Consider the following 12,995-nt stretch of genomic DNA (forward strand, 5'->3'; position numbering starts at 1 on the left):
ATTCGCTTTCATTGTGTCGTATGTAACGGTTGCGTCTGAGCCTTTAACTTCTTCTACTGTGTACTTGTAGGTACCTTCTTGACCCTTCTGGTATTTAAGGGCAGTGACAGTTTTACCAGCTTTATTGGTGTACTCTACTGGAGCAAACTTGATCTTACCAGCTTTGTCGTTGGTTGCCGTTGCGATCACAACATTGTCGCTATCTTTCAACTCGAATGTGAATTCGTTAGCTTTAAGCGCACGGCCTTCCAATTTCTTAGTGAAGTTGAATTCTACTGAGATTGGAACACTGTTGACACGTTTTTCAGTTGGTTTGTTTGGTTTTTCAACAGTCTTACTTACTGGGTTGTAGTAGTTCACAACTTGAGCTGCTTTGTTTTCAATATCAGAACCAGCTACGACATCGTCTTTCACTGTTGCTGGGATATCAAATTTATAGTAGCGTCCAAATTCGAACTTAGTAGTATCAATGATTTGAGTATTTTCAGCGTCGCCAAGTGACTTCGTGAAGCCATCCTTAAGGTTCGCTGTCAGAACACCATTGTTATCAGAGATATCGAATTTCGTCGTAACGTCTGCACCAGTAACTGAATCGTAAACCTTGATATCTGAAGCATTAACAGTCAATTTATCCTTGTCGTAGTTATCTGTGATTCCTACTGTTTGGATATTTTCTTTGTTAGTTGCTGAGAATTTAGTTGTATCCAACCATACTTGATAGTAAAGTTTTTGGCCACGTTCAACTGGTTTCGTATTCAAGTTTTCATCTTCGTTGTTGGCAGTTGTATCGACATATGGGTTTGTATTTGTTTCACCATATTTATCTGTCAATTCAGAATCGTCATCAACGAGCTTCGTACCTGTGATATCGAATTTCGCTTTAGAAACAACGTATTTCTCTGGTTGGAACTTAGGTTCTGTTGGTGGAGTGACACGGTTGTTGAACTCTTTATCAGCAGGTTCTGTCACGTTTGTGATCAAGGCTTTGGCTGTACCGTCATGAGACACAGTAACGGTTACAACTGCAGACATTTCATCATAAGTGACAGTTGAGTCTGTACCCTTAACCTCTGTTACAGTGTAAGTGTAAGTACCTTCTTGACCCTTCTGGTATTTAAGGGCAGTGACAGTTTTACCAGCTTTATTTGTGTAATCAACTGGAGTGAACTTGAAGTTACCAGCTGCATCGTTGGTTGCAGTCGCAATCACAACATTGTCGCTGTCTTTCAACTCGAATGTGAATTCGTTAGCTTTCAGTTCACGGCCTTCCAATTTCTTAGTGAAGTTAAATTCTACTGAGATTGGAACATTGTTAACACGTTTTTCAGTTGGTTTTTCAGGTTTTTCAACTTTCTTAGTAGTTGGGTTGTAATAGTTTACAACTTGAGCTGCAGTATTTTCGATATCTGCACCAGCTACAACATCGTCTTTCACTGTTGTTGGGATATCGAATTTGTAGTAACGTCCGAATTCGAATTTAGTTGTGTCGATAACTTGTGTGTTTTCTGCATCGCCAAGTGACTTCGTGAAGCCAGCTTTCAAGTTAGCAGTGATCACACCGTTGTTGACAGCGATATCGAATTTATCAGTTACTTCTGCGCCTGTTACAGAGTCGTAAGCTTTAATGTCAGCCGCATTAAGATTTAATTTCGCTTCATCATAGTTATCTGAAATACCTACTGTTTGGATGTTGTCCTTGTTAGCTGCGTCAAATTTAGTTGTATCCAACCATACTTGGTAAACCAATTTAGAACCACGTTCAACAGTCTTAGTATTCAAGTTTTCTGCTTCGTTGTTTGATGCATCGTCTGCATATGGGTTCGCATTTGTATCTGCGTACTTGTTTGCCAACTCTCTATCATCGTCAACAAGCTTGTCACCAGTGATATCGTATTTCTCTTTAGAAACAACGTATTTCTCTGGTTGGAACTTAGGTTCTTCTGGAGGTGTTACACGGTTGTTAAATTCTTTATCAGCGATTTCGCCAAGCTTAGCCACTAAAACTTTAGCTGTACCTTTGTGTTCAACAGTGATAGCTACAGTTGCTTTCATTGTGTCGTATGTCACAGTAGCATCTGTTCCTGCAACTTCTTCAACAGTGTAGTTGTGAACGCCTTCTTCACCCTTCTTGAATGTAAGAGCTGAGAACTTCACATTACCATCTTTATCGTTGCTTACAGTTTCAACAACTTTACCTGTTGAATCTTTCAATACGAAGCTGAATTCGTTAGCTTTAAGCTCACGACCTTCCAAACGTTTAGTGAAGTTGAATTCCACTTCAACTGGAACGTTATTTACACGTTTTTCAGTTGGTTTGCTTGGTTTTTCAACAGTTTTGCTTACAGGGTTGTAGTAGTTGACTACTTGAGCTGCAGTATTTTCGATGTCTGATCCACCTGGTACATCAGCTTTAACTGTTGCTGGGATATCAAATTTGTAGTAACGTCCAAAGGCGAATTTAGTTGTGTCAATGATTTGAGTGTTTTCTGCATCGCCAAGTGACTTCGTGAAGCCAGCTTTAAGAGTTGCAGTCATCACACCGTTGTTCACAGCGATATCGAATTTATCTGTAACATCAGCTCCAGTTACTGAATCGTAAGCTTTGATTGCTGAACCATCTACATCAACCTTAGTTTCGTCAAAGTCATCTGTAATTCCTACAGTTTGAACGTTGTCTTTGTTAGTTGCTGAGAATTTAGTTGTATCTAACCATACTTGATAGTAGAGTTTATCTCCGCGGTTAACAGTCTTCGTATTGATGTTTTCTGCTTCATTGTTGTTTGTTTTATCAACATATGGATCAGTATTTGTTTCACCATATTTATCAGTCAACTCAGCATCATCATCAAGAAGTTTGTTATCAGTGATTGAGTATTTAGCTGTATTCAACACATACTTCTCTGGTTGGAACTTAGGTTCTGTTGGAGGAGTTACTGTATTGTTGAACTCTTTGTCAGCTGGTTCAGTTACGTTAGCAACCAATGCTTTAGCTGTACCGTCGTGAGATACTGTTACAGTTACTTCTGCCTTCATTGTATCGTAAGTGACAGTTGCGTCTGTACCTTTCACCTCTGTTACAGAGTAAGTGTAAGTACCTTCTTGACCCTTCTTGTATTTAAGGGCAGTGACTTTTTCACCAGCTTTATTTGTGTACTCTACTGGAGAGAATTTAATCTTACCATCTGCATCGTTGGTTGCCGTTGCAATCACAACATTGTCGCTGTCTTTCAACGCGAATGTAAATTCGCCAGCTGTTAGCGCACGACCTTCCAAACGTTTTGTGAAGTTGAATTCCGCAGTGATTGGTACACTGTTCACACGTTTTTGAGTTGGTTTTTCTGGAGTTTCTACAGATTTGCTTACTGGGTTGTAAACGTGAACGATTTGGTTAGCTTTATTTTCGATGTCTACCCCACCAGGAACATCCGCTTTAACTGTAGCTGGGATATCGAATTTGTAGTAGCGACCAAATGCGAATTTAGTTGTGTCGATAACTTGAGTGTTATCAGCATCACCTAAAGATTTGTTCATAGAAGCTTTAGATGTAGCTGTAATGACTCCGTTAGCTACTGTAATATCAAATTTAGATGTTACATCAACTCCTGTTACGCTATCGTATGCTTTAATATCAGCAGCGTTAACAGTTAATTTATCTGCATCGTAAGTATCAGAGATACCAACAGATTGGATGTTGTTTTTGTCAGTGAAGTTCTTAGTATCCAACCATACTTGGTAAACTAATTTATCACCACGCTCAACAGTCTTCGTATTGATGTTTTCTGCTTCATTGTTCTTGACTTGATCAGCATATGGATTTGCATTTGTTTCTGTGTACTCATCCTGAAGCTCATCGTCATCGTCCATTAATTTTGTACCTGTTAGGTCAAATTTTTCTTTGTTAAGGACGAATTTTTCTGGTTGGAACTCAGGTGTTTCCGGAGGAGTGATCTTGTTGTTGAATTCTTTATCGGCAGTACCGTCAGTAGCATTACCATTCGCATCTACCCCACCTGTTGATGAAACGTTTGTTACAGTTGTAAGAGCATGACCATTCTTAGCAACTTCAACAGTGATTGTTGCCTTCATAGTGTCATATGTCATACCTACTTCTTTAGTTGCAGGGATCACTTCTTCTACTGTATAAGTATGAGTACCTACTTTAGTGTTGTCAAATGAAATTTCTGTAAAGGTTACAGTTCCATCTTTTTTGTTGGCAACAGTTTCAACTTCTTGTCCGTTTGCATCTTTAAGAACGAATTTGAATTCTCCGTCTTTCAGTTCACGTCCAGCTAATTTTTTACTGAAGTCAAACTTAGTCTTAACTGGTGCTACAACATAGTTGTTGAAGATTTTATCATCAGCACTTGATTTGAATCCACCTTCAGCACTGTATTTAACTGTAGCTTGTAAATCACCTTGAGCGTTCTCAGTTACATTAACAGTCATCGTAACTGTCATTGCATCGTAGTCAACGTTTGTATCAGAACCTTTTTGTTCAGTGATTTTGTACTTATAAGTACCAGTTTTAGTAAAGGTAAGCTTGCTAAATGTAGCTTTGCCGTTTTTGTTAGTTACAGTTTCTTCTACACCAGGCGAAGAAGAGTCTTCCTTAATCTTAAAGCTGAATTCACCATCTACAAGGACACGTCCTTCCAGTTGTTTTTCAACTTCAGGAGTGACTGTTACAGGTTCTTGCTTCACGTAGTAGTAAATAGGTTGTTTGTACGGTGTCAAAGTGTTGAGCAAGTCAACGTTGGTACCGATACCTCCTACCCCACGCTCTAATTGCGCATTATCTGAACCATGTCCAATTCCATCTCCTAAGAATGGTACGAATACAGTATGATATGGTGCATATCCAGAAGCTTTTTGGAAGTCAAATGGAACTTCTTTACCGTTTGGATAGTTAGTTTTTGCTCCCGTTTTTGGATCAGTTACGGTATGTGCAATAGTGTAAAGAGGTGATTTTTTAACAACTAAGTCCTGTGAATTCCATTCACCTGGTTTAATCGGCTTAGTTTCTGCTAGCAACATATATCCATCGGTACTTAATGAACCATCCGAACGTTTGCTTTGTTGTCTTGGATCTAGCAAGTAAACACGAATAACGACTGAACCGTCTTCTCCAACAACTTCTTTGATACGTTTAATACCGTAACGGTCCGCATCCATGAATTTCGTACCAACGGTGTAAGGACGACTTACAGTACCTGATGTATCATTTGCGTCAGCAGTTTGGTAAAGTTTGTATCCATCAAATTGACGTTCGCCAGATGCTGTGAAACTTTGTCCTTCTTCAGCTTTAAGAGTATATCGAGCTAACTCAACTTCATTACCATTTTCTTTATAATCTTGAACAGTTTTATCTGTTTTATTGGCATTAAATGTTGGGTTGTTTTTATCAACTACTTTATAGTATGTTGTTTTATTAATTGTTACTGGTATTTTAGCGTTTGAATCAGTAATTGTACGACCATTGTAAGCTGGTTCAACAACGTTTAAAATATCTGTTGTAGTACGAGCGTTATAAACCGCAGTATAAAGTGCTTGCTCTGCAGGCGTAAGTTGGTGCCCACCAGCTACTAAGTCTGTGATACTCTTTCCAACTGCATAACCATTTTGAATAAATGGTTCAGCAACTTTACCTTTTCCAGCAGTACCGGCTTTGTAATCTACTTGGAAAGTCAATTGACTATTAGATGCTGCTGTAGTTGTCGTGAATTTTTGAACACCACTAGATGAAGTAACAGTTCTAGTTTCTACTACATTACCAGTAGTTTTATCTAGTAATTCAACTGTTGTATCGGTAGAGTCATCAAATCTCTTATAGGCACGCGCATAATATTTTGTACCATAACGTTCATTGAACTTAGTAAGATCCCAAATAGCATAAGTATAGAAGTCACCTTCTTTAGCTTGATAACCAGCTGGTACAGTTTGAGATGAAACAGTTGCACCGTTTGGATTCGTCATATCAGGTGTAGCAACTTCACCGTCTTTTAGGAAAGTTGTTACAGCAACCGGCTCGTTATTATGGTCTGTCAATGCACGACGTCCACGACGGCTACGACTTGTTGCCAAAGCACCAGCATTCGTCAAATCAGTTGCAGCACGGTCAAGTGTTGCACTGCGATCTGCAGCAGCTGCGAGCTCTGCTGCAGGAGCTTCAGTACCACGAAGTGATGCTGGCTGCGCTGTAGGTTTGAGGGCTACTGCTGCAGCTTCACTTGCGCTTGCTGCTTCTGAGCTTTCGCTAGTTGCAGTGCTTGTAGAAGCAGCTGGTTTTGCAGCTTCTGATGCAGCACTGTGCGCTTGGCTCTTTTCATCAGCTTTTTTCGCTTCTGGTGTAGCAGTTGCTTTCGGTGCTTCAGCTTTTGGAGCTGGTTTTGCAGTTTCTTCAGCTTTAGCTGGTTTCGCTGCTTCTTCGGTTTTATCCTGTTTTGCAGTTTCTTCAGCTTTAGCCGGTTTTGCCACTTCCTCAGCTTTTTCTGCTGCTTTGTTAGCCTCAGATTGCTCTGAGACTTCCTTCGCAGCACTTGTATTTGCTTGATCGACATTTGTTACTGGAGCATTATAAGATGCTTCAGTAGAAGAGGCAACTGTTTCAGCTGCTGTGCTATCAGATGCAGACTCCGTCGAAGCTGACGTCGATGCACCTGAAGAGGCAGTTGTTTCCTCTGCCGAAGCCGTATTGGCACCTGCAGCGAAAAGAGCTGTCCCTAAGAGAACAGAACAAACACCAACGCTATATTTTCGCAATGAAAAGCGCTGACGCTTATTAAATACATCCTTCATTTATAGGATCTCCTTTTTCATATTTCATGATTCCATGATACAAATAAAATTGTAACATCATTGACATCTACAGTCAATCTGTTGAAATTAATTTGTAATATTTTTGTTAAAATGTCATATTATACCACATATTTTTTAATAATTTGTGCTAAATTGTCACATTTTTTCCTATCCGGTTCACTTTTTTTATACCAAAAAAGAAGAATACGGGAAAACAGAGATTATTCTGTCTTCCTATACTCTTCTCTATGCTTATTTCACTTCTGAAATCAAACCAGTATCCACATCATACACAGCTCCTGAAATCACCACATCCTCTGGAATCAAAGGAGAAGCTTTTAAAAGCTCCATATCTTCACGGACGCTTTCTTCAACATCTTGAAAGGGTAGGAAATCACTATCTCCCACATCCACTCCCAGTTCTTTCTTGAGATGCTGACGGAAACCCTCGTTTTCAAAGGTCTGTGCGCCACAGTCTGTATGGTGCAAAACCACAATTTCACGGGTTCCCATTTGCTGCTGGGAAATGACCAAGGAGCGAATCATATCATCGGTCACGCGCCCTCCAGCATTCCGCAAAATATGAGCATCTCCAAGAGCCAGACCTAGTGCCGGCGCCACGTGAAGACGGGAATCCATACAGGTCACAATGGCTACCTGTGTTTTGGGCTTAATCGGAAGACGGAGGTCTCCATGTAGCGCCACATAAGCTTGGTTAGCTGTTAAAAAATTATCAAAATAAGACATGGTCTCTCCTTCATTCCTTTGAAATTCAAACCATCTATTATTTTACCATATCCGATCCTTTCTGTCAGGAGATACCTCCTGTCATCTGTCACATCTGAAAAAAAGCCTTAAACTTCCCGTTTAAGACTTTTCTACTATTAAAATTAAAATACTTTCTTCAAGACTTCAGACAGTGTACTCACACCGACCACTTCGATCCCTGATGGTGTCGAAATCCCCGTCAGAGAATTTTTCGGAACATAAATCTTGGTAAAACCGAGCTTGGCAGCTTCATTGATGCGTTGTTCGATCCGATTGACCCGGCGAACTTCTCCTGTCAAGCCCAACTCTCCGACGAAACATTCCTGCGGGTTTGTTGGTTTGTCCTTGTAGCTGGAGGCAATGGCTACGGCTACGGCCAGGTCGATAGCTGGTTCATCTAGTTTGACACCACCCGCAGACTTGAGGTAGGCATCCTGATTTTGAAGGAGCAAGCCTGCTCGTTTTTCTAGCACTGCCATGATGAGACTGGCCCGATTGAAATCAAGCCCCGTTGTCGTCCGCTTGGCGTTACCAAACATGGTCGGTGTCACCAAGGCCTGCACCTCCGCCAAAATCGGACGCGTCCCTTCCATGGTGACCACGATGGACGATCCAGTTGCCCCATCCAAGCGTTCTTCCAGAAAGACCTGACTCGGATTGAGGACCTCAACCAGTCCACCTGATTGCATCTCGAAGATCCCAATCTCATTGGTGGAGCCAAAACGGTTCTTGACCGCTCTCAGGATTCGGAAGGTATGATGGCGTTCTCCCTCAAAGTAGAGCACCGTATCCACCATGTGTTCCAGCATCCGAGGACCCGCCAAGGTTCCTTCCTTGGTTACATGGCCAACGATAAAGATGGCGATGTTATTGGTCTTGGCCAGCTGCATGAGCTCAGCCGTTACCTCACGGACCTGAGAGACTGATCCCTGAACCCCTGAAATTTCAGGAGACATAATCGTCTGAATGGAGTCGATGATGAGAAAGTTAGGCTGGATTCGCTCCACCTCAGCTCTCACGCTTTGCATATTGGTTTCTGCATAGAGATAAAACTCACTATCGATATCACCCAAGCGCTCTGCTCGTAGCTTGATCTGCTGAGCTGACTCCTCTCCACTAACATAGAGAACCGTTCCCACTTGAGACAACTGGGTCGACACTTGGAGGAGGAGGGTAGATTTCCCAATCCCTGGATCTCCCCCGATGAGAACGAGACTCCCTGGCACCACTCCGCCACCAAGCACTCGGTTAAACTCCTCCATCTCAGTCTTGGTCCGGTGAACATTGATGGAGGTCACCTCAGCTAATTTCATGGGTTTGGTTTTTTCACCTGTCAAGGACACACGCGCATTCTTGACCTCTGCGACCTCGACTTCCTCAACAAAAGAAGACCAAGAACCACAGTTAGGACAGCGGCCTAGATACTTGGGTGAATTGTAGGCACAATTTTGACAAATAAAAGTCTTTTTTTTCTTAGCTATGATGATTCTCCTTCTACTGCAACTCCTATAGAGTGCCACTTATACAATGTATTTTGAAATTTCTTCTGGTTGGCAACTCCGACAGCAGACAAATCGACAGAAACCTGATAATTCTCCTTGGTAGCTGCCAAAACGGAAGCCTTAACACAGCCATTGCCATCTACCCCTATAAACTCTATACTTTTAGCACCGTTTTCCTCTAAAAAATCTTTTAAATCTGGATTAGTAAAGCAAGAAGCCCGACGCTTTTCAAAAATACGAGAAGATACAAGCAGCAAGCCGGTCGCAAATTTCTTCTTTCTATCTTTTCTCTCCCAGAAAAAACGATTGAGAATATAGATAACTCGTTCGCTAGGATAGGTAGCAATTTTGTCATTTACAGCTGCAGTCAGTTCTTCATGATATGCTTTTCCTACAGCAACATAATCTGACTGCATGTCTACAACTAATAAATAGTCTGCCATTTTATTCCTCTATTTCCCTGTCGAACCAAATCCACCAGTACGCACGCCGTCTGCTTCATCTCCATCGGCAATCAAGAATGGTGCAAAGACAGCCTGAACCACACGTTCTCCAACTTCAAGAACAACTTCTTGATCGGTGATGTTTTTCATCTGAGCAAAGATATGGCCTTCATTTCCTGGATTGCCATAATAGTCTCCATCGATAACGCCCACAGAGTTGATTAAGACCAGGCCTTTTTTACGAGGGTTAGAGGAACGGTCATAGAGATAGAGCACCTCAGTCGGTTGCATATAGGCCTTGACCCCAGTTGGAACGAGGACGATTTCCCCAGGAGCAATCACCGTGCGTTCTGCCACTTTTAAGTCATAGCCGGCCGCATGCGCTGTCTCCCGCTTTGGCAGCAAGTCCAGATTAGTATAGGTTGATACAAGTTCAAATCCACGAATTTTTGTCATCATAATTCCTCTTTTATCTAAATAGTTTCCATCTCTTCTATTATACCATCACTTTGCCCTAGCGTCTCCCCTATACTACTATTCGTATTTTTTGAGTAAAAACCTCCTTTTTCACCTTCATTATTTGTAAATTATATGATGATTTCATGGTTGTTTTCTAAAAGAAAGTGAAAATTAATGAAACAGCTTAAAAACACCTAATTTCACCGATTTTAGCTTGAAGCCAATTATTATTTTTGCTATAATTCCCTGTGTAGGGAATAATTTTAAAAGTAAAATATTTTACCCTATAAAATTATTTAATGGAGGTCGTGTCTCAGCACTCGATTCTAATTACCAACAGATAGGATTTGAAAGATCCATATCGTTAAAAGTAATCAGGTATTGATGATTAGGCACTAATTTTTTTATGAAAAGGGAAGATAAGATGAAGAATAGGAATATCAAAATTTTCTCATTTGTCCTTTGTTTAGTGGCCATGCTTTTCGCTTTAGGTCTGAATCGCACTTCAGCAGAAACTCCTGGAGTGACAGTAAGCGGAAAATGGGTCGATACAATTTCAAACATACAAGTTTCCAATAATGAAGGCGGCAACCTTGATTGGGAATTAGGACAATGGGCAACGTTCCGTATTAATGCAACATATAATTTAGCAGGTAAAAATGTTAAAGCAGGTGACCAAACTACAGTTACCGTACCAGATGCATTAATTATCACATCCGATAGTTTTGAAATTCGCGATATTAACACAAATGAAATTATCGCTCATGCTACTGTTGATGCTGAAAATAAAAAATTAACATTAACGTATACAGACTATGTTGAAAAACATTCCGATACAAATGGATCGTTCTTCTTCTATGCCCGTATCGACTTCAAAAAGCACCCTCAACAAGGAGAAATTCCGGTTGAAGTGACGGTTAACAACAAAACAATTATTGCAGGTAAAGTTACCTTTAAAGGGGTTGGTGATGGTGATCCAAACCTTTTAAAGAAAACAAGTTGGGTTCACAAAGATGACCCTAAGACTATTTCCTATACCATTTCTGTGAACCAACTAAAGCAAAATATTAAAGAGGTTACAGTAGAAGACACATTGCAATTTACCAATGCTTCTTATGTTAAAGATAGTTTTCGTGTGACAAAAGGTGAGATGTCTTATGTCGATGGTGGATGGCAATTTAATAATACTAAGGATGTAACCAATGAACATCCTGTAACTGTTGGTGAAAATGGTCAATCATTTGTTGTGAATCTTGGAGATATTAGTGAGACGGATCAATACCGTATTACGTATGATGTTCATTTAAATTACTCACCAGTCGATGGGGAAATCTTAAATAACCAGGCTACTTTAAAAGGTAAGAACATCGATACTAAAGAAGCAGTAAATAAAGCTGCCGTTCAAATTGCAGGTGGTTCTGGTGTTGGTTATGTCTTTACCATTAACATCCATAAAGTGGGCGACGCGAATCAACCACTTGCTGGAGCAAAATTCAAAGTGGTACGTCAAGCCAACAACCAAGTCATTGGGGAATATGTAACAGATGAAAAAGGTAATATCACAGTCAATGGTCTTTTAAAAGATAAATACATCTTAACAGAAACCGAAGCCCCTGCCGGTTATACGATCGAAAATGCTGAAACCGTCGTAAATGCTGAAGATTTTGGTAAGGACCATAAGGTTACGAAGACGATCGTCAATCCAAAAGCGAAGCCAAAAGAAACAAAAGCTACCATCGAACTTGATAAAGCTCTTACCGGTCGTGATCTAAAAGACGGTGAGTTTAGCTTTGAATTGTACGAGGGTGCAACTAAGCTTCAAACTGTTACCAATAAAAACGGTAAGGTCACATTTGATCCGATTTCTTATAAGGAAGCAGGAGAACACACTTACACTGTAAAAGAAGTTGTTGGAAATACACCAGGTATCACCTATGATACAACTGAAAAACAAGTGACCGTGAAGGTTACACAAGACGGGCAAGCTCTAAAAGCTGATCTTGTCTATCCAGAGAATAAAACATTTAACAACACTTATACGGCTCCTCAACCAGCAAAAGCTAAAATTTCAGCTAGCAAGATTTTAGAAGGTGCTGAATTGAAGAATGGCGAATTCAATTTCCAATTGTTGGATGAAACCGGAAAAGTTCTTCAAACAAAACAAAATGCTGCAGATGGTACGGTAACCTTTGATGACATTTCATATTCATCAGAGGACGCAGGAAAAACCTTCCACTACACGATTAAAGAAGTTATTCCTGAAAGCAAAGCAAAAGGAATGACCTACGATGAAGGAAGTATTGATGCTACTGTAACTGTCACAAAAGATGATGCAAGCAATACACTCAAAGCTTCTGTGGCATATGGTGATAAGAAATCCTTCACTAACAAATTGGTAACAACTTCAATTCCACCAACTCCACCGACTGTTGACAAACCTGAATTGAAACTGTACAACATTCAATTGCACAAAGCTAACGCTGACGGAAATGCTCTTGCAGGTGCTGTATTTGGTCTATTTGAATCCAATGGTACTACTCCTGTAGCAAATCCTTATGGTGCAGGTCAAGCGACTGCAACTTCTGATGCAAATGGTCTTGTAACTTTTACAGGATTTGAAGCAAAAGATTATGTGGTGAAAGAACTTACTGCTCCAGAAGGTTATCAACTATCAGCAGATGTGATTAAAGTTTCTGCTAGCGAGTTGAAAGCTGCGACTAACCTCGTCGTAGACAAAGGAACAGTGGTCAACAAACCATTCACTTCAATTCCGCCAACTCCTCCAACTGTTGATAAACCTGAATTGAAACTTTACAGCATTCAATTACATAAAGTCAACAATGAAGGGAAACCACTTGTTGGAGCTGTCTTTGGACTCTTTGAGGCAGATGGTACAACTCCAGTTGCCAACCCATATGGAGAAGGTCAAGCGACTGCGACTTCAGATGCGAATGGTCTTGTAACATTTACAGGATTAGAAGCAAAAGATTATGTAGTGAGAGAGCTTACAGCTCCAGACGGTTACCAA

6 protein-coding genes and 1 pseudogene are annotated in these 12,995 nt (G+C 40.6%); 2 read left to right on the top strand and 5 right to left on the bottom strand.

Features of this window, described 5'->3' with window-relative positions:
* The 5 genes from ADI76_RS01015 to ADI76_RS01035 form a co-directional block, all read right to left on the bottom strand.
* Positions 1 to 6,795 (bottom strand): SspB-related isopeptide-forming adhesin (locus ADI76_RS01015; RefSeq protein ID WP_049514104.1); only part of this gene is annotated, 6,795 nt, incomplete at its 3' end.
* Between the two features lie 252 nt (positions 6,796 to 7,047).
* Positions 7,048 to 7,542 (bottom strand): beta-class carbonic anhydrase, encoded by a 495-nt coding sequence (locus tag ADI76_RS01020; RefSeq protein WP_049475019.1) that lies wholly within the window; start codon positions 7,540 to 7,542, stop codon positions 7,048 to 7,050.
* Between the two features lie 143 nt (positions 7,543 to 7,685).
* Entirely contained in the window at positions 7,686 to 9,020 is a 1,335-nt protein-coding gene (gene radA / locus ADI76_RS01025) for a DNA repair protein RadA (protein WP_239681891.1), read from the bottom strand.
* Positions 9,021 to 9,040: 20 nt separating this feature from the next.
* A complete protein-coding gene (locus tag ADI76_RS01030; RefSeq protein WP_049506743.1) occupies positions 9,041 to 9,508 on the bottom strand; it encodes an isochorismatase family protein in 468 nt (155 codons plus the stop codon).
* Between the two features lie 9 nt (positions 9,509 to 9,517).
* A complete protein-coding gene (locus tag ADI76_RS01035; RefSeq protein ID WP_049514111.1) occupies positions 9,518 to 9,964 on the bottom strand; it encodes a dUTP diphosphatase in 447 nt (148 codons plus the stop codon).
* 427 nt (positions 9,965 to 10,391) lie between these two features.
* On the opposite strand from ADI76_RS01035, the pseudogene ADI76_RS11865 reads away from it, so the two are divergent.
* Together ADI76_RS11865 and ADI76_RS11870 are read left to right on the top strand one after the other, a co-directional pair.
* Positions 10,392 to 11,996, top strand: a pseudogene (locus ADI76_RS11865) (Ig-like domain-containing protein); the annotation flags it as partial.
* Between the two features lie 36 nt (positions 11,997 to 12,032).
* The coding region (locus ADI76_RS11870; RefSeq protein ID WP_275043656.1) for a SpaA isopeptide-forming pilin-related protein at positions 12,033 to 12,995 on the top strand (963 nt) is incomplete at its 3' end.

The sequence above is a fragment of the Streptococcus parasanguinis genome (assembly GCF_001074805.1).
GTDB classification, from domain to species: Bacteria; Bacillota; Bacilli; order Lactobacillales; family Streptococcaceae; genus Streptococcus; species Streptococcus parasanguinis_A.

Bases quoted from the DNA above. Each gene is read 5' to 3' on its own strand.
- ADI76_RS01020 (WP_049475019.1), bottom strand. From the start codon at position 7,542: ATGTCTTATTTTGATAATTTTTTAACAGCTAACCAAGCTTATGTGGCG.
- ADI76_RS01030 (WP_049506743.1), bottom strand. From the start codon at position 9,508: ATGGCAGACTATTTATTAGTTGTAGACATGCAGTCAGATTATGTTGCT.
- ADI76_RS01035 (WP_049514111.1), bottom strand. From the start codon at position 9,964: ATGACAAAAATTCGTGGATTTGAACTTGTATCAACCTATACTAATCTG.